This window comes from uncultured Amnibacterium sp., from assembly GCF_964245895.1.
Classification (GTDB): Bacteria; Actinomycetota; Actinomycetes; order Actinomycetales; family Microbacteriaceae; genus Amnibacterium.
This window is the reverse complement of record NZ_CAXTOQ010000063.1, coordinates 1-18,435: the sequence shown is the minus strand read 5'-3', so window position 1 is coordinate 18,435 and position 18,435 is coordinate 1. Positions and strand designations below refer to the sequence as shown.

Below are 18,435 nucleotides of genomic sequence, written 5' to 3'. Positions count from 1 at the left end.
AGCCGCGCGAAGTGCTCGCGGTCGACCGTGTCGAGCGAGATGTTCACCCGATCCAGGCCCGCGTCGAGCAGCGCGGGCAGCCGCCGGTCGAGCCCGATGCCGTTCGTCGTCAGCGCGATCGGCATCGCGGGCGCGGCCGCCCGCGTGGCGGCGAGGATCGCCGCCAGATCCGCGCGCATCAGCGGCTCGCCGCCGGTGAACCGGACCTCCCGCACCCCGAGGTCGCGGGAGGCGATGCCGACCAGCCGCCCGATCTCCGCGGGGGTCAGGAGGTCGCGGCGCGCGATCGCCGGCAGCCCCTCCTCCGGCATGCAGTAGGTGCAGCGCAGGGAGCACTTCTCGGTCACGGAGACGCGCAGGTCGCGCGCGGTCCTGCCGAAGCGGTCGAGCAGGTCCGTGGAGGCGGGCCGGTCCCCCGTGTCGACGGCGGCCCGAGCCGCGGCGCGGGGCGCACCGAGGTTGAGGGCCGTCACCCGTCCAATCTCGCACAGCGCGGAGGGGCGTCCGCGTGGAACCATGGTCGGGAGCAGGAAAGGGGCATGTCATGGCCGTCTTCTCCCCCGGGTTCCGCGGGCGCCGCCGCAGCACGAATCCCGGCCTGCCGCCCGGCCAGTACGAGGAGCACGGCTTCCCCGTGCTCACCGCCGGCCCGACGCAGCGGGTCCGCACCGACGACTGGCGCTTCACCCTCACCACGGAGGCGGGCGCCGCCACCTCGTGGTCGTGGGCGGACCTGATGGCCCTCGGCCCCGAGACCATCGACACCGACATCCACTGCGTGACCAGCTGGTCGAAGTTCGGCACCTCCTGGCGGGGCGTCTCCGTCGACAAGCTGCTCGCGGGCACCGACACCTCGGCGGGGTACGTGATGGCCGGCAGCTACGGCGGCTACACGACCAACCTGCCGGTCGCGGATCTGCTGGGCGGCAAGGCCTGGGTCGCGTTCGAGTTCGACGGGCAGCCCCTCGCCGCGGAGCACGGCGGGCCCGCGCGCCTGCTCGTGCCGCACCTCTACTTCTGGAAGAGCGCGAAGTGGGTCAACTCCCTGACCCTGATGACGCACGACCGGGCCGGCTTCTGGGAGAGCCTCGGGTACCACATGCACGGCGACCCGTGGCTGGAGGAGCGCTATCGCTGACCCGAACCGCTGGGTGATCGCGACGCTCGTCAGCGACCACGTCGAGACGCGGAGCGCCCGCACCCTGCGGTTCTCCGCTCCCGGGCTGCGCGGCGCGCTCGCCGGGCAGCACGTCGACATCCGGCTGAGCGCGCCCGACGGGTACACCGCGCAGCGGTCCTACTCCCTCTCCTCCGCGGCGGCCGCCGACCCGATCCAGGTGACCGTCGAGCGCTTCGAGGACGGCGAGGTGTCGCCCTACCTCGTCGACGACATCGAGATCGGGGACGCCGTCGAGGTGCGCGGGCCGATCGGCGGCTGGCTGGTCTGGCGGCCGGAGCAGGACACCGGACCCGTGCAGCTGATCGGCGGCGGCTCCGGCGTCGCGCCGCTGATGTCGATGCTGCGCACCCGGGAGGCGACGGGCTCGACGATCCCGTTCCGCCTGCTGTACGGCGTCACCGACCCGGACCGCGTCTACTTCGCGGAGGAGCTCGCGCACCTGCGGGACCTCGGCGTGACCGTCGACATCCGCTACTCGCGGCGCGTGCCCGACGGGAGCGAGCTCGTGGCCGGCCGCATCGGCCCCCAGGACCTCGCGGCGCTCACCGTCCCGCCCGAGCAGCGCCCGACCGTGTTCGTGTGCGGGCCGACCGGGTTCGTGGAGGCGGTCGCGGACGCGCTGACCGCACTGGGCCACCCCGAGGACCGCGTCCGGACGGAGCGCTTCGGCCCGACCGGCTGACGGTGTACCTGGATCCCGGGGAGAGCCCCCGCATCCACGGAGCACCGGCTTCCGACCTGCGGAAGGCGGCCGCGGCGCGCGCGGATCGCGCGGGCGTGTCGCCGATGTCCCGGCGGAGGTGCCCCCGACTCTGGGGGTGCCCGCGACCACCCGCCCGGGCCGCCTCCCCACCTATCGTGGGCGTGCCGCATCCGCTCTGGGGGGAACGCCATGCGCAGTACCGATTCCGCGCGTCCGCGAAGGACCGCGCTCCGTCTCCGCCGTCGGGTCCGCACCGGCGCGGCCGCGCTCGTGCTCGGCTGCGTGGCGCTCGCCGGCGCGGCCGTCGTGGCGCCCGCGCAGGCCGCCGTCGTCGCGCCGAAGGTCCGGCTGGTGCCGGGCGACCGCGCCCTGACCGCGGCGTGGGCCGGCGTCGCCGGCGCCACCTCGTACACGGTGCGCTGGTCCGCGAAGCGGTCCCTCAGCCATGCCAGGACCGTCACCACGACGAAGCAGGCGATCCGGCTGCCGAAGCTGCGGAACGGGGAGCCGACCTACGTCGCCGTCACCGCGAACGGCGTGACGCTGCAGACCCCCGCGGTCGTGCGCAGCGCCGTCGCCGCCGCGACCCCCGCGGCGGGCGTACCGTTCGAGACCTCCCGCGTCGTCGCGGCCTCGGGTCCCGGCGCGAACGAGATCACCGTCACCTGGGCGGGAGGCGGGCGCGCGCAGAAGGTCGCCGTCGTCGCCGGATCGACCGTCGTCACGGACCAGCGGTCCTTCCACTCGGCCTGGTACCCCGCGACGACCCGCTCGATCACGATCACCGTCCCCGAGCAGTACCGCTCCACCCTCGGTGCCGGGTCGGGCAACCCCGTCTGGGTCAAGGTCGTGCAGTCGAACAGCACCTCGATGGCGTTCGGCCCGTCGTACTCCTACGACCGCAAGTACCGCCCGTCCCCGGTCGGCACCTGGGCGTTCGCCGGCGCCGGCGTCGCGACCGCGCCGGTCGACCGGATCACTGTGGGCGAGCTGAACATCCAGAGCGTCGGCGCGACCGCGTCGTACAGCCGGGCGAACCAGTGGGCGGCCCGGCTCCCCCGCGTCGCGAAGTACATCAACACGACGTCGCCGTCGCTCGACCTGCTCACCACCGCGGAGCTGGCCACCAACGTGCTCGACGGCTGCCGCAACAAGCTGGTGAACCCGTACCTCTGCAGCAGCCACACGCAGGTCGCGAGCCTCGCGAAGGAGCTGACCGGGCTGCGGCTGGCCGACACCGACGCCTACGACCGCGTCAGCGACCGGATGAAGGCCGCGCCTGCCTGGAACGCCGAGGTCACGAACGGCGCCCACATCTTCTACAACCCGGACCGGCTGACCGTGCTCGACTGGGGCTACTACGCCCCGGCGATGGCGACGACCGACCACTCCATCCGCCGCGTCGAGGGCCTCGGCGTCTCGCCGTGGAGCGTCCGGACGGTCGGCTCGGACCGCTGGCTCACCTGGGCGAAGCTGCAGGTGACGTCGAGCGGCCGGCAGTTCTACGCCGTCGCGGCGCACTTCCCGGTCGGCAACGCCTCCGCTGTCGTCGACGCCCGCGCCCAGGAGGCGGCGGCGCTCGTCTCCGCCATCCAGTCCCGCGCGGGATCGCTGCCCATCGTGTTCGGCGGCGACGTGAACTCGGACGCCACCCGCGCCGCGAAGCCCGTGCAGCCGGTCTTCATCCGCAACGGCTGGTTCGACGCCGCCGCGGTGGCGAGCAAGAGCCTCCGCACGGGCATGAAGGTCAGCACCGCGAACGGCTCGGGCGCGCAGGACGGGACGGACCAGGGCTACGGCTCGAAGCCGATCCACCACCCCTACGAGACCAGCCGGATCGACTACATCCTGCTGAAGAACTCGCCGCACACGTACTCGTACGCGAACGTGCTGCGCCTGAACCCGGACGGCACGTTCCGCAAGGACCTGCAGGGCACGGACCACAACATGCAGCTGGCCGAGATCGGGATCGGCGACCCGGTCGGCTGACGGTTCCGTTGTGAAGGAGATCCTGCGCCGTCGGCGCAGGACCTCCGTCGAAGCGAAAGCGGGGGTCAGTCCTCCGGAGGCGCCGCGGCCATCCCGGACCGGATCGTGTCCATCACGGTCGTGTCCGCCAGGGTGGTGACGTCGCCGACCGTGCGGTTCTCGGCGACGTCGCGCAGCAGGCGGCGCATGATCTTGCCGGACCTGGTCTTCGGCAGCTCGGCGACGACGAGGATCTGGCGGGGGCGGGCGATCTTGCCGATCTGCTTCGCGACGTGGTCGCGCAGCTCCTTCGCCACCTCCGGCCCGCCGTCCCCCGCCTCGCCCCGGAGGATGACGAACGCGACGACGGCCTGCCCGGTCGTCTCGTCCGCCGCGCCGACGACCGCCGCCTCCGCGACCTTCGCGTTCGAGACGAGGGCGGACTCGATCTCGGTCGTCGACAGCCGGTGCCCGGCCACGTTCATCACGTCGTCGACCCGGCCGAGCAGCCACAGGTCGCCGTCGGCGTCCTTCTTCGCGCCGTCGCCGGCGAAGTACTTCCCCGGGAACCGCGACCAGTAGGTCTCCCGGTACCGGTCGTCGTCGCCCCAGATCGTGCGCAGCATGCTCGGCCACGGCTCGGTGAGCACGAGGTAGCCGCCGGAGCCGTCCGGCACCGACTCGCCCGCGTCGTCGACGACGTCCGCCCCGATGCCGGGCAGCGCCTTCATCGCGGCGCCGGGCTTGCCCGCGGTCACGCCGGGCAGCGGGCTGATCATCACCGAGCCGGTCTCGGTCTGCCACCACGTGTCGATCACGGGGGTGCGCCCGCCCCCGATCGTCTGGCGGTACCAGACGTACGCCTCCGGGTTGATCGGCTCCCCCACGCTGCCGATCAGCCGCAGGCTGGACAGGTCGTACTTCGCCGGGATGTCCGCGCCCCACTTCATGAAGGTGCGGATCGCGGTCGGTGCGCAGTACAGGATCGAGACGCCGTAGCGCTCGACGATCTCCCACCAGCGGCCGCGGTGGGGCGCGTCGGGCGCGCCCTCGTAGATGACGGACGACGTCGCGTTCGCGAGCGGCCCGTAGACGACGTAGGAGTGCCCCGTGACCCAGCCGATGTCGGCGGCGGTCCAGTAGACGTCCGTCTCCGGCTTGAGGTCGAAGACCTCCCACTGGGTCCAGGAGGCGCCGAGCAGGTAGCCCGCGGAGGTGTGCAGGATCCCCTTCGGCTTGCCCGTCGTGCCGGAGGTGTACATCACGTACAGCGGGTGCTCGGCGTCGAACGCCTGCGCCTCGTGCGTGCGCTCGGCGACGTCGACCGTGTCGTGCCACCACAGGTCGCGGCCCTCGGCCATCGTCACGTCCGACCCGGTGCGCTTGACGACGACCGTGCTGCGCACGTCGGGGCAGCGCTCGAGCGCCTCGTCCACGACCGACTTGAGCGGCACCTCCGCGCCCTTGCGCCAGCCGCCGTCCGCGGTGAGCACGACCCGGGCGTCGCAGTCGAGGATCCGGGTGGCGAGCGCGTCTGCGGAGAAGCCGCCGAACACGACCGTGTGCGGGGCGCCGATGCGGGCGCAGGCGAGCATCGCGATCACCGTCTCCGGGACCATCGGCATGTAGATCGCGACCCGGTCGCCGGCCTGGACGCCGAGGCCCTCGAGCACGTTCGCAGCCTGGCAGACGCGCTCGGTCAGCTCGCGGTAGGTGATCTCGGACCGCTCGCCGTCGGGCTCGCCCTCGAAGTAGTACGCGACGCGGTCGCCGAGACCGGCCTCGACGTGGCGGTCGAGGCAGTTGACGGCGACGTTCAGCTTGCCGCCGACGAACCACTTCGCGAAGGGCGCGTCGGACCAGTCGAGCACCTGGGTGAAGGGCTCCGCCCAGGTGAGGCGCTTCGCGCGCTCGCCCCAGAACGCGACGCGGTCCGCGTCGGCCTCGGCGTAGATCGAGGCGTCGACGTTCGCCTGGGCGGCGAACTCCGGGCTCGGGGGGAACCTGCGGTCCTCGGTGGCGAGGTTGTCGAGCGCGGGTCTGGCGGTGTCGGTCACGTGGTGGTCCTTCCGGGCAGCACCGGCGGCGCCCGCCGCCACGCTACGCGCGGCGGCCCCGATGTGCCGATTCGGCAGGTTGCACCCGCGCCGCGTGATGCATCTTGAAGGCGTTCTGGTCGACCAGATCGCCTTCAAAATGAAGGAAGCATGCGGAGGGATCCGGGGTGCGCGTCGACCCGTGCCGTGTCGGTGCCCGGGTGGAACATCGTGCTGACCAGGGTCGTTGTACCCAGCGGAAGAAGGAGGAGACCGTGCGAGGAGATCGAGTCGAGGTGGTCGTCGATGTCGGCGACGGCACGAGGACGTACGAGGTGGAGGCGACCCGCGCCGGGCGCCGCGTGGACGTGCGGACCGGGCGCGGCCTGGTCGAGGTCGTCGAGGTGACCCGCGGGGGCACGCCGGTGCGCACCGCGCGGTTCATGGCGCAGCGGGTCGTGGCGATGGTCGAGCACCCGGCGTCGCCGGACGGCGGCGCCGACGAGGTCGTCATGCTGCACCGGGCGGCGTAGCGGCGCTCAGCTGATGACGGCGACGCTCGTCGCCGCGGTCGTGGCGGTGGTGACGGCGACGATCGCCGCCTCCACCGCGTCGCGGACCGCCTTCGTGGCGAGGTCGCCCTTGGTCAGCTCGGCGACGCGCTTCTTCGCCGCGCGGGCCTCGGCACCGGACAGGCCGAGGACGGGCCGCAGCCGGTCGAGCGCCTGCAGGATGCCGGCGAGCGCGGCGGTGCGCTCGTCGGGCGCCGCGCCGTCGACCACGACCGCGCGCAGCCCCTCCCGCACCTGCGCCTCGTGCGTGGAGGCGGCCGCGGGCCAGGTGGTGCGCGGGAACAGCCCGAGCACGGTGCCGTCGTGCCGCTCCAGCAACCCTTGGCCGGCCAGGCGCTCCGCGAGCCGGTCCTTCAGCCCGTCACCGACCCGACCGACGAGGTCCACCGCGGTCCGCGGCTTCTGGGCGACGACCTGCAGCGCGGCCGCGAGCACGTCGTCCTGCTCGGTCGCGCCCGTCACGCGGATCTTCGGCGTGCGCCACCGGCTCTCGCGGGGCTCCAGCTCGACGGCGTCGTCGATCGCCAGCTCGGCGAGCACCGCAGCGCCGAGCGGCACCCGCACGGCCACCCAGAGCCCGGGCGTCGTGCCCTTCTCGTCGTCGAGCAGGAGCAGCAGCAGGTCCTCGGCGAGCAGCATGCGCGCACGGTAGCGGAAGCGCCTCAGCCCGCGGCGAGCACCGCCTGCGCCGCGGCGTAGCCGCCGAGCCCGGAGACGCCGCCGCCGCGGGTCGACCCCGAGCCGCAGAGCAGGATCCGGTCGTGGGCGGTGCGGACGCCCCAGTCCCCTTCCGCGCCCGAGTCGGACCGGAACGGGAACGCCAGCGGCCCGTGGAAGATGTTGCCGCCCGGCAGCCGCAGCTCCGCCTCGAGATCGGCGGTCGTCCGCGTCTCGATGCACGCCCGGCCGTCCGCGCCGATCACCAGCAGGGGCTCGATCGGTTCCGCGAGCACGCCGTCCAGCGACGCGAGCACCGCCGCCTGCGCCGCCGCGCGGTCGACGCCGAGCCGGTGCGGCACCTGCAGCGCGAACGCGGTGAGCGTCTGCGCGCCGGAGGCGTCGAGCTGCGCGCCGAGGATCGAGCGGTCGGCGAGCGAGTGGCAGTACAGCTCGACGGGGACCGGGTCCGGCAGGCGCCCCGCGATCGCAGCCGCGTGCGCCGCCTCCAGCTCGGACAGCGCTTCGTGCACGTGGAAGGTGCCGCCGAACGCCGCCTCGACGGGCACCGTCGCGTCGCGCAGCCGCGGCAGGCGGCGCAGCAGCATGTTGACCTTGATCTGCGCGCCCTCGGGCGCCTCGGCCGGCTCGCTCAGCAGCCGGGCGAGCTCCGCCGGCGCGACGTTCACGAGCACCTGCTCGGCCCGCACGGCGAAGTCCGCGCCGGTCACCGTGCCGTCGGGGTCGATCGCGAGCACCTCCGCGCCGGTCCGGATCGTCGCCCCGGCCGCGAGCGCCGCAGCGGCGAGCGCGTCGGTCACGGCGCCCATGCCGTGCACCGGCACGTCCCAGTCCCCGGTGCCGCCGCCGATCACGTGGTAGAGGAGGCAGACGTTCTGCGCGAGCGACGCGTCGTCCAGGGACGCGAAGGTGCCGATCAGCCCGTCCGTCGCGAGCACCCCGCGGACGAGATCGCTGCGGAAGCGGGCGCGCAGGGACTCGCCGATCGGGCGCTCGAAGAACTCTGCCCAGAGCCGGTCGCCCACCCGCGCCCGCAGCGCCTCCCGCGATGGCAGCGGTTCGGTGAGCGTCGGCCAGACCGCTGCGGAGAGCGCCCCGAGGTCCTGCTGCCAGCGGGCGAACGCCACCGCGTCGTCCGCGGCTCCGATCCGGGCGAAGGAGGCGCGGGTGGCGGTCGGGTCCTCCGCATCGACGAGCAGGCCCGCCTCCGTGCCCGGCAGCGGGGTGTACGACGCGTACCGGCGCCGGACGAGCGGCACGTCGACCCCGAGGTCGCGGCGGATGCGGTCGGGCAGCAGGCTCACGAGGTACGAGTAGCGCGACAGCCGCGCGTCGACGCCGGCGAACACGCGCTCCGAGACCGCTGCGCCGCCCATGCGAGGGAGGCGCTCGAGCACCAGCACGTCGCGGCCCGCGCGCGCAAGGTACGCGGCCGCGACCAGCCCGTTGTGCCCGCCTCCGACGACGACGACGTCCACCCGCTCCATGCCGCGACGGTAGCGACCCGCCGAGGTCCGCGGTTGACAAACGATGACGAGGTTCCTAGGTTCATTAGTCAAGTAACGAACCAAGGAGGTGAAGTGCTCTCGGACGACCGCCCGATCTTCCAGCAGATCGCGGACCAGCTGGCGGACGGCATCCTCGCGGGCACGTACCCGCCGGGAGCGCCTGTGCCGTCGACCAACGAGCTGGCCGCGTTCCACCGCATCAACCCCGCGACCGTCGGCAAGGGCGTGAACGTCCTGGTCGACGCCGGCGTGCTCGAGAAGCGCCGGGGCCTCGGGATGTACGTCACGGACGGCGCCCGCGAGCGCCTCCTCGCCGACCGGCGGGCGGCCTTCGCCCGCGACTTCGTCGCCCCCCTGCTGACCGAGGCCCGCTCCCTGGGCCTCGCCCGCACCGAGGTGCACCGCATCATCGATCAGGAAGTGGAGCAATGACCGCACCCGCCATCCGGCTCACCGACGTGAGCCGCCGGTTCGGCCGCACGATCGCCCTCGCCGACGTGTCCGTGGAGGTGCCCGCTGGCATCGTCTGCGGGCTGCTCGGCCGCAACGGCGCCGGGAAGACGACCCTCATGTCGATCCTCGCGGGCCACGACCGCCCCTCCTCCGGCTCGGTCGAGGTGCTCGGCAGCGACCCGTTCGAGCACGCCGCCGTGATGGGCTCGATCAGCCTCATCCGCGACAACCAGCGGTACCCGGAGGACTTCAAGCTGAAGCACGTGCTGCGCGTCGCACCCCGCTTCCACGAGCGGTGGGACGCGCAGCTCGCGGCCGAGCTGGTCGACGCCTTCCGCCTGCCGTCCCGCCCGCAGGTGAAGAAGATGTCCCGCGGCCAGCAGTCCGGGCTCGGCATCGTGATCGGCCTCGCCTCCCGCGCCCCGCTCACGGTCTTCGACGAGCCGTACCTGGGCCTCGATGCGACGGCGCGGCGGATCTTCGCCGACCGGCTGCTCGCCACCCGCCTGGATGCGACCGACGCGCGCACGATCGTGCTGTCGACGCACCTGATCGACGAGATGGAGCAGCTGCTCGACCACGTCGTCATCCTCGACAGCGGTCGCCTGGTCCGCTCCGGCAGCACCGAGGAGGTCACGGCCGGCGCCCACTCGCTGAGCGGCCCCGCGGAGGCGGTCGGGCGGCTCGTCGCCGGCCGCACGCCCCTCAGCGCGCACCGCGTCGGCGGGCTGCTGTCGCTGGTGTTCGCCGGCGAGGCGCCTCCCGCCCTGGCGGCGGAGGCCCGAGCCGCCGGCGTGCAGCTCGCGCCGGTCGGCCTGCAGGACCTCGTCGCCGCGTTCGGCGACGTGCAGCCCGCCTCCACCACCGGGTCGAGCCGTCAGGAGGCCGCCGCGTGAGCGCCGCAGCCCCCGTCACCGCGCGCCCCGCTTCCCCGGTGGACGTCGTCGCGCTGCAGTACGCCAACCGGAACCGGATGCTCGGCATCCCGCTGCTCATCCTCGGCGTCGTCGTGGTGCTGTCGGTCGCGATCAGCATCGCGGTCCTGCGCGCCGGCGGCACCCTGAAGGGCTCCGACTCCAACGCGAGCATCCTGTGGAGCGTCCTGGGCTACACGGTCGCGATCGGCGTGCAGACGACGGCCACGAGCTTCCCGTTCGCGCTCGCGCTCGGCTCCACGCGCCGCACCTTCGTGCTCGGCGCGCTGCTCACCTCCGTGGTGCAGGCGGCGGTCGTCTCGGCGGCGGCGGTCGTCCTGCTGGGCCTCGAGCTGGTCACCGGCGGGTGGTTCATCGGCGCCCGCGTGGTGTCGTCGGTGCTGCTCGGCGGCGGGAACCCGCTGCTGCTGGCCGGCGTGATGTTCCTGTCGGTCCTCACCGCGCTCGCCGTCGGCGGCGTGTTCGGCGCGGCCTGGGTCCGGTTCGGCGCAGCCGGACCGGCGGCGCTCGGCCTCGGCGGCGTCGCCGCCGTGGTGCTCGCGATCCTGCTGCTCGGACCCCGCCTCGTCGAGCTCTCGGGAGCGTTCCAGCCGTGGCGGCTCGCGGTCGCCGGCGCGGTCGTGATCGGGCTGTCGATCGTCGGCCAGTACCTCCTGCTGCGGCGCGCCAGCGTCCGCTGATCCCCCTCCCCGTCCCGGAAGGACCTCCCCCGTGAGCACCTCCACCGTCGCGCGCCCCGCGTCGCCCGCCGACGTCGTCGCGCTGCAGTACGCCAACCCGACCCGGATGGTCACCATCCCGATCGGCATCATCGTCGCCGTCGTCGTCGTGATGACCTGCGTCACCTTCGCGGTCGTCGACGCGGGAGGCCGCAGCAGCGACCTGGATTACAACGGGGCCGTGATCTGGAGCCTCTTCGGCTTCGTCGTCGCGACCGGTGTGCAGGCCGTCACGGCCGCCTTCCCGCTCGCCCTCGCGCTCGGCACCACCCGCAGGACCTTCGCGCTCGGCGTGCTGACCACCCAGCTGCTCCAGTCCGTGCTGCTCGCCGCCGTGGCGCTGGTGCTGCTCGGACTGGAGGGGGTGAGCGGCGGCTGGTTCGTCGGCGCCCGCGTGCTGGGCGACGCGACGCTCGGCGGCGGGAACCCCGGCGTGCTGATCGTGACGATGCTCCTCGCGTCGCTGTCCGCGCTCGCGGCGGGCGGTCTGTTCGGCGCCGCCTTCGTGCGGTTCGGATCGCGGGGACCCGCCGTGCTCGGCATCGTCCTGGCCGCGGTCGTGACCCTGGTCCTGCTGCTGGCCCTGCCGCCGATCCTCGCGGCCCTCACCGCGTTCCAGCCCTGGTGGCTCGTCGTCGCGGCGCTCCTCGTGGTCGCTCTGGGCACGAGCGGCCAGTACGCGCTGCTGCGGGGCGCGAGCGTCCGGTAGGAGGCAGGCGCGGTCGGCTCGCTGCCTGGATCGAGGCTTCGGTGCGGCCTTCAGGCCGCGCCAGGTGGACGATTCCGCAGAGCCATCACTCGACGGCGGTCCACGTCGCTCGGGGATCCTTCGCAGACTTGCCGCTCCAGACGACCAAGGACTCGTCGCGCAGCGCGGTGAGGTGCCGGATCACCGTCGGCCGCGCCAGCCCGGTCAGATCCTGCACCTCGCCGGTCCCGAGACTCGTCCCAGCACTCCGCAGCGCACGGAGGGTCGCCACCGCACCGCGCGGAAGGCTATCGATCACGTCCTGCGGGATGCGCGAGACGCCCAGGAGGGCGAGGCGGACCGACGCCTGCCCCTGGGTGTAGCTGGGATCGGTCAACCCCTGCAAGCGCATCTCCTCGAACATCCGCCGGATGCCCTCGCCGAACTCCCTCGTGATCCGGAGATCGGTGCACACCCGAGCGATTCGGGGATTCCGGGCATAGCGGTCGATCTCCAGAGGCCGGGACGGATCCGCGAGACCGGGGAACCTCCCCGGGCTGGTGATCTCGATCCGGTTCGGAAAGATCTCGACGCGGATGTGGTCCCCCGCCAGGTTGTAGGACCGATGCACGACCGCGTTGACGATGCCTTCCAGCCACGCATCCCGGGGGACGATCGGGAGGTCCGCGAACCGTCCGGACGCGTCGAGTGCAGTACGCCTCGGCTGCCACTGGTCGACGAGCGCGGCTGCTCGCTCGATGAGGCGAGGGATCGGCCCCTCCACCCGTTCGTCGTAGCCGGCGTCCAGAGTCAACCTGCTGCCCGCGCCTCGGTCGTTCGCGCGGTAGCGCACGACCCGGACAGATGCACTCGGGAAGCGCTGCTCGGGGTGCTCGGCGAAGAGCAGGTACCCCGCTGCGGTCACCGCCCCATTGCCCGTCAGCAGGCCCCGGTTCCTGAGCAGCTGCGTGTCGGTTCCGGTGAACCCGGCGGCGTCCCGGTACTGCCGGACGAGCGTCGTGTCGAGCATGCCGACCTTCACGCCGGCGATGGAGGTGCCGTCGAACTGCGCCCCACGATCGAAGTGCAGCTCCTGACGCTGCGTGAACGTCAGCCTGCGCGATTCATCACCGACGCGGAGGTAGCAGTCACCGTTCTTCAGCTCGTGGACCGACTCGGATGGCGGGACTCGGAACACGAGGAGGGTGTCGACCTCGCCGAGGTCGTTCACGCACGATGCCTGCTCGATGCGATGCGGCACCGGCGGCACGGAGTGGTCGATCGCAGCCTGCCGCAGCTCGTTCGTCTTGCGGACGTCCGACTTGGTCCCCTCCACCCGGCCGTCATGCAGCCCGACGACGAGGACGCCACCCTCCGCATTCGCCAGAGCGACGAGAGCGATCGCAACGTCCTTCGCTCCGACTCGGGACGACTTCCGTTCGAGCCATTGATCCTCGTCCAGCTCGAGCAGGAGGCGGCCCGTCGACTCGATTGGAGCCGCCAGAGCGCGGTCGACGTCGTTCGATGACATGTATCTACTCTAACATTATTAGAGTAGATGCAAGCAGTCGCCCAGGAGCGCAGGACGGGGGCCGGCGCCAGCAAGAACGCGAAAGACCCACCGGAGGCGGGCCTTTGATGGCTGGGGTACCTGGACTCGAACCACGAACAACTGAGCGCCACTTGGCTCGTCAGTCCCGCGCCGCGAAATTGCTGAGATCCCGTGTTTGTAGGGATCCCATGGCGTAAACGGTGGCGCTGGGTACAAACAGACAGCGGGTCGAATTCGCTGATTCGTGCTCCTCCAGGGTCTCCGGTCACCACGATCAAGTCGTGCTCGCCGGCGTGGTGTTCGTCAGCCTCACGTCGTCCTGATCAAGGGCTCAACTCGACCGGGCCGTGCTCCAAAGATGCCTGAACCCCCGCAGCCGACGGTATGCGATGCCAGCGGTGTCGGACCCGTCGTGGATCATCCAGGGCGGAGGTGGTCGTGACTGTCAGGCAGCGCATCACGATGTGGGTCGGGATCGTGCTTTTCCTACTCGGCGCATGGATTCTCCTGACCTCGACGGGCCAGTGGCTCGGCAGACTTCCCGGCGACACGAGGACTGCTGTCATCGGCCTGGTGGGGATCGTACTGGTGCCTGTCATTACGTTCTTCACATCACGGGCTCAGGAGCGTCGGCGCGCCCGCGACGATGCAATCCGCGAGAAGCGAACGCAGTTCTACGACATGGCCATCCGCGGCATGCTCCGGATGTTCAATCTCGACAAGACCGCGAAGCCCTCCACTCCCAACCAGCAGATGAAGTTTTTCGCGGACATCACGCCGGAGTTCATCCTGTACGCGTCGCGCGGCGTCGTGCTCGCCTGGAACAACTTTCGCAAGTTGGGGCAGCAGGGCTCACCCAGTCAAGGCGACTTCATTGCAGCCTTCGAGAATGTTTTCCGCGAGATGCGGAAGGACCTCGGTCACGATGTTCCGGCGCGTCCAAACTTGGAGTTGATGGCTTTGTTTGTCAACGACATCGACAACCTGAACCCAAAGAAGCGAAAGAAGGGGCTCCAACCTGCGGAAGAGCAGCCCGAGTAGTTCGGGGCTTGGCCGGGTCCTGGACAAGCAGGCGGCTACCAACCATCACATCAAGGGATAGTGCCAACGCGTGCCCGACGAGATGACTGACACGGAACGGGCGGATCGCACTGTCGTCATCTGAAAGGTCGGACTCCGGCAGGCCAGGGTCCATTCCCTTACCCGCTCGTGCTGCTCGATCTCCTCGATCAGCTGCAGCCGGAAGACCAGACCGCGCAGATACTGCCGCTCGTCTGCGATCGCCATCCTGTGATGGAAGCGTCGAGACCAAGTGTTGCGCTGTCCTCGGCCGATCCATTGTGAAGGGGCACGTCGACCCGGGCGTCGGCGAGACAAGGCCGTCCAAGCGGCCCTCAAGTGCCTCCTTGTGAGGCGGCGATTACACAATCCGTTCAGGTCAGAGATAGCCGCTGATTGCGCGCTCTGAAGCGGTTGCTCGCGCGAGCCTGCCCCCGCCCGCGTCGAAGGAGTTGGCGCACGCACCCGGACACGGAGAAGCACGGCGCTCCTCCTATATGAAACACCGAGGAGGGCGAAGCGATCGGCGCCCGCCGGAGGAACGCGAAAGGCCCGCCGGAGGCGGGCCTTTATGGCTGGGGTACCTGGACTCGAACCAAGAACAACTGAACCAGAATCAGCCGTGTTGCCAATTACACCATACCCCAATGCTGCAACCGATCGGTTGCAGGCGGGTGGCTCCTGGTGCGGGGGCCGGTCGGCAAGCATACCCGACGGTGGAGGCGGTCGCCCCGCGGCGGCGCGCTCGACGCGGGACCCCGTTCCGGATCGTGATCCGAGTCGCCACCACACCGGGCAAGGCGCGTCAGCGCGGCGGCGAAGCCCGGGGCGGGCGGTGCAGCACGGTGCCCGTCCGACCCGCGAACCACCGGACCACCGGCGGGCGCAGCGCGAGCACGAGTCCCGCGGTGAGGACCAGCGAGACCGCGAACACGATCACGCCGGCCGGGCTCTGGTCGTCGCGGACCGCGTACATGTGGTTCAGGTTCCGCACCGCGCCGGTCGCGAGCACCAGGAACACGTGCACGACGGTGAACCCGACCAGGAACCACATCGTCCACCGGTGCGCGGTCTTCGCCGTCCGCAGCGGGAACCACCGGTCGAGAGGCCGGAGGCGCGCCGCGAACCCCGGCGCCGCGCGCAGTCCCGTGAGCACCGCGATCGGGCCGGCGACGTAGACGACCAGGAAGTAGCTCAGCTGCTGCAGCGCGTTGTAGTTCACCCAGCCGTCCTCGGTGGGCCAGGCGAGGGAGGCGTACTGCAGGCCCGCGGAGATCGCCTGCGGCACGACGGCCCAGTCCGTCGGCACGATGCGCGCCCAGTGGCCGCTCACCGCGGCGAGCACGACGAACAGCACGCCGTTCAGCACCCACAGCGTGTCCGCGACGTAGTGCGACCACAGGTCGATCGCGATGCGGATCGGCGGGTTCGCGGTGCGGAGGCGGCCGTCGTTGCGGCGGGTCCAGAACGTCGAGGGGCGCCCGCCGCGGTGGATGCGCCAGCCGGACCGCACGGTGAAGAGCAGGAACACGGCGTTCAGCCCGTGCTGCCACGCCGCCCAGGCGGGGAAGCCCGCCGCGACGCCGGCCGGCTGGGGCGCATGCCCGGGATAGACCTCGAGGAACGCCTCCCCCACCTCGGAGAAGCGGATCACCCGCGCGATCACGACGACGACCACGGCCAGCACCAGGAGCGCCGCGGCGAACCACGGCCACCGCCGGCGCTCGCCGGGTACCGCCTCCGCGCTCACGCCGCGGTCGGCAGCAGGCCGCGCAGCTTCCGCACGCGGGCGAGCGACTCGTTCCGTCCCAGGATCGCGAGCGACTCGAACAGCGGCGGCGACACGCGCCGCCCGCTCGCCGCCACCCGGACGGGACCGAAGGCGACCCGCGGCTTCAGGCCCAGGTCCTCGATCAGCGCGGCCTCGAGGGCGACGCGCACCCCGTCCACCGTCCACTCCCCCACCCCGTCGAGCGCCGCCTCCGCTGCCGCCAGCACCTCCGCCGCGTTCTTCGGCAGGCCCGCGAGGGCCGGCTCGTCGGGCGTCAGCGCGTCCACGCCGACGAAGAACGAGGCGAGCAGGTCCGGCGCCTGACCCAGCAGCTGCATGCGTTCCTGCACGAGCGGCGTCAGCGTGCGGAGCAGCGCCAGCTGCGCCTCCGCGGGCTGCTCGGGCAGCACGCCCTGCACCTGCAGGTACGGCACCATCCGGCCGGCGAGGTCGTCCGGGTCGAGCAGGCGGATGTGGTCGCCGTTGATCGACTCGGCCTTCTTCAGGTCGAAGCGAGCCGGGTTCGGGTTGACGTTCCGGATGTCGAAGGCCGCCGCCAGCTCGGCCCGCGAGAACACGTCGCGGTCCGGGCCGATCGACCAGCCGAGCAGCGCGAGGTAGTTCAGCAGGCCCTCGGGGATGAACCCGCGCTCGCGGTGGAGGAACAGGTTCGACTCGGGATCGCGCTTCGACAGCTTCTTCGTGCCGTCCCCCAGCACCAGCGGCATGTGCCCGAAGCGAGGCACCCAGCGGGCCACGCCGATGTCGATCAGCGCGTGGTAGAGCGCGATCTGCCGCGGTGTGGAGGGCAGCAGGTCCTCCCCCCGCAGCACGTCCGTGACACGCATCAGGGCGTCGTCGACCGGGTTGACGAGCGTGTACAGCGGCTGCCCGCCGGGGCGCACGACGACGAAGTCGGGGAACGAGCCGGCCGCGAACGTGATCGGGCCGCGGACCAGGTCGTCGAAGGAGAGGTCCTCGTCCGGAACCCGGAGGCGCAGCGCGGGCTGCCTGCCCTCGATCGCGAACTCCGCACGCACCGCGGCGTCGCGCTCCCAGTTGCCGTAGCCCTGCTGGACGGCGCGGCCCTCGGCGAGGTTCCGCGCCTCGATCTCCGCCGCCGTCATGTACGACTCGTAGAGATGACGGGAGGCGGTGAGCCGCGCGATGACGTCCTGGTAGATCTCGCCGCGCTCGGACTGCCGGTACGGGCCGTCGGGGCCGCCCGTGATTATCCCCTCGTCCCAGTCGAGCCCCATCCAGGTCAGCGCGTCGATGATCTGCGCGAACGACTGCTCGCTGTCGCGCGCGGCGTCCGTGTCCTCGATGCGGAACACGAACGTGCCGCCGGTGTGCCGCGCCTGCGCCCAGTTGAAGAGCGCGGTGCGGACCAGGCCGACGTGCGGCAGGCCGGTCGGGGACGGGCAGAAGCGGACGCGGACGTCGGAGCCCGTTGCGGTGGAGAAGGGGTGCTCGGTCGACATGGCGATCGGCGAGTCTACCGAGGGCGCGGTCAGGCGGCCACGACCGCCAGCGCCGCGACCGCGATCAGCGCCCAGGCTCCCAGCCCGGCGGCGGCCGTGGCCAGCCCGGTGCCCAGCAGCCGCCGGAGGCGGATGCCCGAGCCGAGCGCGAACAGGGCCATGCCGAGCAGGACGGTCTGCAGCAGCTGCGCGACGTCGAGCACGGGCTGCGGCACCGGCAGCAGGCTGCGCACCGCGACGGCGACCACGAACCCCAGTACGAAGAGCGGCACGATCGGCGCCCTCACCCCCTCCGCGGCGCCCCGCAGCCGCAGGACGAGTCCCGTGCCGGCCACCAGCGGGGCCAGCAGCAGCACCCGCAGCAGCTTCACGACGACCGCGACGGCGAGCGCGGCGCTGCCCCACTGCTGCGCGGTCGCGACGACCTGGCCGACGTCGTGGACGCTCGCGCCGGTCCACCGGCCGAACGCGTCGGTCGAGAGGCGCATCGCCGTCGCGAGCAGCGGGATCACCACGATGGCGAGCGTGCCGCACAGCGTGACGAGCGCGACCGGCCGGGACTGCTCCTCCGGGTCGCTGCGGGTGACGGCGGCCATCGCACCGATCGCGGACGCGCCGCAGATCGAGAAGCCGGCGGCGAGCAGGATCGGCTCGTTGCCCGGCAGGCGCGCCAGCCGAGCGATCGCGTACGTGCCGGCGAACGCGACCGCCGTGACCAGCACCACGGCGACGACCGTCGGCCAGCCCAGCCGCACGACGTCGCCGAGCACCAGCTGCAGCCCCAGCAGGACCACCCCGATCCGGAGGCAGCGACGCGCGGCGGCAGCGATCCCCGGCCGCAGCGGTCCGTCGAGCACCCGGGTCGCCGCGGGGATCTGGCCGGCGAGGACGCCGAGCACGACGCAGACCGTGAGCTGCGGGACGGCCGGCACCAGCAGGTGGACGCCGGAGCCGATGCCGACGGCGAGCAGCGCGAGCGCGAGCCCGCGGATCACGGACGGTCGCGGACCGGGTTGACCAGGCGGCCGAGGGAGCCGATCTCGATCTCGACCCGTTGCCCGGCGACGATCTCGAGGTCGCCGATCGGGCTGCCGGTGCCGACGTTCCCGCCGACGGTGCCGGCGTTCTT

At 72.1% G+C, this 18,435-nt stretch carries 18 protein-coding genes and 1 tRNA gene; 9 read left to right on the top strand and 10 right to left on the bottom strand.

The annotated features are described in order from the left end of the window. The coding region (locus ACFE60_RS10315; RefSeq protein WP_375388769.1) for a radical SAM protein at positions 1–473 on the bottom strand (473 nt) is incomplete at its 3' end. Positions 474–544: 71 nt separating this feature from the next. Between ACFE60_RS10315 and ACFE60_RS10310 the strand changes: the two genes are divergently transcribed. The 3 genes from ACFE60_RS10310 to ACFE60_RS10300 all read left to right on the top strand — a co-directional run bounded on the left by ACFE60_RS10310 (position 545) and on the right by ACFE60_RS10300 (position 3,872). Then, positions 545–1,138 carry a sulfite oxidase-like oxidoreductase gene (locus ACFE60_RS10310; protein ID WP_375388768.1) on the top strand — a complete coding sequence of 198 codons (594 nt, stop codon included), beginning with the start codon at positions 545–547 and terminating at the stop codon, positions 1,136–1,138. Positions 1,139–1,151: 13 nt separating this feature from the next. Further along, positions 1,152–1,862, top strand: a complete 711-nt coding sequence (locus ACFE60_RS10305; RefSeq protein WP_375388767.1) for an FAD-binding oxidoreductase — start codon at positions 1,152–1,154, stop codon at positions 1,860–1,862. Positions 1,863–2,072: 210 nt separating this feature from the next. Next, positions 2,073–3,872, top strand: a complete 1,800-nt coding sequence (locus ACFE60_RS10300; RefSeq protein WP_375388766.1) for a hypothetical protein — start codon at positions 2,073–2,075, stop codon at positions 3,870–3,872. A 65-nt stretch (positions 3,873–3,937) separates the two neighbouring features. On the opposite strand, the gene acs is transcribed toward ACFE60_RS10300, so the two are convergent. Next, complete coding sequence (gene acs / locus ACFE60_RS10295; protein ID WP_375388765.1) at positions 3,938–5,908, bottom strand: acetate--CoA ligase; 1,971 nt, start codon at positions 5,906–5,908, stop codon at positions 3,938–3,940. A 254-nt stretch (positions 5,909–6,162) separates the two neighbouring features. Between acs and ACFE60_RS10290 the strand changes: the two genes are divergently transcribed. Beyond that, positions 6,163–6,420, top strand: a complete 258-nt coding sequence (locus ACFE60_RS10290) for a hypothetical protein (protein WP_375388764.1) — start codon at positions 6,163–6,165, stop codon at positions 6,418–6,420. Positions 6,421–6,426: 6 nt separating this feature from the next. On the opposite strand, the gene ACFE60_RS10285 is transcribed toward ACFE60_RS10290, so the two are convergent. Further along, positions 6,427–7,098, bottom strand: coding sequence for a GPP34 family phosphoprotein (locus ACFE60_RS10285; protein WP_375388763.1), 672 nt, complete (start codon positions 7,096–7,098; stop codon positions 6,427–6,429). A 23-nt stretch (positions 7,099–7,121) separates the two neighbouring features. Next, complete coding sequence (locus ACFE60_RS10280; RefSeq protein WP_375388770.1) at positions 7,122–8,669, bottom strand: phytoene desaturase family protein; 1,548 nt, start codon at positions 8,667–8,669, stop codon at positions 7,122–7,124. 48 nt (positions 8,670–8,717) lie between these two features. On the opposite strand from ACFE60_RS10280, the gene ACFE60_RS10275 reads away from it, so the two are divergent. The 4 genes from ACFE60_RS10275 to ACFE60_RS10260 are packed head-to-tail and all read left to right on the top strand — an operon-like array spanning position 8,718 to position 11,461. After that, positions 8,718–9,077 (top strand): GntR family transcriptional regulator, encoded by a 360-nt coding sequence (locus ACFE60_RS10275; RefSeq protein ID WP_375388762.1) that lies wholly within the window; start codon positions 8,718–8,720, stop codon positions 9,075–9,077. Then, positions 9,074–9,994, top strand: a complete 921-nt coding sequence (locus ACFE60_RS10270) for an ABC transporter ATP-binding protein (RefSeq protein ID WP_375388761.1) — start codon at positions 9,074–9,076, stop codon at positions 9,992–9,994. The genes ACFE60_RS10275 and ACFE60_RS10270 overlap by 4 nt, the downstream gene beginning before the upstream one ends. Further along, positions 9,991–10,713, top strand: coding sequence for a hypothetical protein (locus ACFE60_RS10265; protein ID WP_375388760.1), 723 nt, complete (start codon positions 9,991–9,993; stop codon positions 10,711–10,713). The genes ACFE60_RS10270 and ACFE60_RS10265 overlap by 4 nt, the downstream gene beginning before the upstream one ends. Before the next feature lie 31 nt (positions 10,714–10,744). Beyond that, a complete protein-coding gene (locus ACFE60_RS10260; protein WP_375388759.1) occupies positions 10,745–11,461 on the top strand; it encodes a hypothetical protein in 717 nt (238 codons plus the stop codon). 85 nt (positions 11,462–11,546) lie between these two features. On the opposite strand, the gene ACFE60_RS10255 is transcribed toward ACFE60_RS10260, so the two are convergent. Continuing rightward, positions 11,547–12,971, bottom strand: coding sequence for an ATP-binding protein (locus tag ACFE60_RS10255; RefSeq protein WP_375388758.1), 1,425 nt, complete (start codon positions 12,969–12,971; stop codon positions 11,547–11,549). A gap of 459 nt (positions 12,972–13,430) precedes the next feature. Here ACFE60_RS10255 and ACFE60_RS10250 point away from each other — a divergent pair, with 459 nt between their 5' ends. Further along, a complete protein-coding gene (locus tag ACFE60_RS10250; RefSeq protein WP_375388757.1) occupies positions 13,431–14,033 on the top strand; it encodes a hypothetical protein in 603 nt (200 codons plus the stop codon). A gap of 45 nt (positions 14,034–14,078) precedes the next feature. On the opposite strand, the gene ACFE60_RS10245 is transcribed toward ACFE60_RS10250, so the two are convergent. The 5 genes from ACFE60_RS10245 to ACFE60_RS10225 form a co-directional block, all read right to left on the bottom strand. Then, the gene (locus ACFE60_RS10245; RefSeq protein WP_375388756.1) at positions 14,079–14,279 is read right to left on the bottom strand and encodes a hypothetical protein; all 201 of its coding nucleotides are present in this window, start codon (positions 14,277–14,279) and stop codon (positions 14,079–14,081) included. Between the two features lie 344 nt (positions 14,280–14,623). Next, positions 14,624–14,698 (bottom strand) — tRNA-Gln (locus tag ACFE60_RS10240). Between the two features lie 158 nt (positions 14,699–14,856). Further along, complete coding sequence (locus ACFE60_RS10235; protein ID WP_375388755.1) at positions 14,857–15,801, bottom strand: cytochrome b/b6 domain-containing protein; 945 nt, start codon at positions 15,799–15,801, stop codon at positions 14,857–14,859. Next, entirely contained in the window at positions 15,798–17,306 is a 1,509-nt protein-coding gene (gltX, locus tag ACFE60_RS10230; RefSeq protein ID WP_375388754.1) for a glutamate--tRNA ligase, read from the bottom strand. Before gltX ends, ACFE60_RS10235 begins: the two co-directional genes overlap by 4 nt. Before the next feature lie 29 nt (positions 17,307–17,335). Beyond that, on the bottom strand, positions 17,336–18,301 hold the full coding sequence (locus tag ACFE60_RS10225) for a YeiH family protein (RefSeq protein WP_375388753.1): 966 nt from the start codon (positions 18,299–18,301) through the stop codon (positions 17,336–17,338). Positions 18,302–18,435 lie beyond the last annotated feature (134 nt).

Bases quoted from the DNA above. Each gene is read 5' to 3' on its own strand.
- ACFE60_RS10255 (WP_375388758.1), bottom strand. From the start codon at position 12,971: ATGTCATCGAACGACGTCGACCGCGCTCTGGCGGCTCCAATCGAGTCG.
- ACFE60_RS10300 (WP_375388766.1), top strand. From the start codon at position 2,073: ATGCGCAGTACCGATTCCGCGCGTCCGCGAAGGACCGCGCTCCGTCTC.
- ACFE60_RS10310 (WP_375388768.1), top strand. From the start codon at position 545: ATGGCCGTCTTCTCCCCCGGGTTCCGCGGGCGCCGCCGCAGCACGAAT.
- ACFE60_RS10270 (WP_375388761.1), top strand. From the start codon at position 9,074: ATGACCGCACCCGCCATCCGGCTCACCGACGTGAGCCGCCGGTTCGGC.
- gltX (WP_375388754.1), bottom strand. From the start codon at position 17,306: ATGTCGACCGAGCACCCCTTCTCCACCGCAACGGGCTCCGACGTCCGC.
- ACFE60_RS10285 (WP_375388763.1), bottom strand. From the start codon at position 7,098: ATGCTGCTCGCCGAGGACCTGCTGCTGCTCCTGCTCGACGACGAGAAG.
- ACFE60_RS10245 (WP_375388756.1), bottom strand. From the start codon at position 14,279: ATGGCGATCGCAGACGAGCGGCAGTATCTGCGCGGTCTGGTCTTCCGG.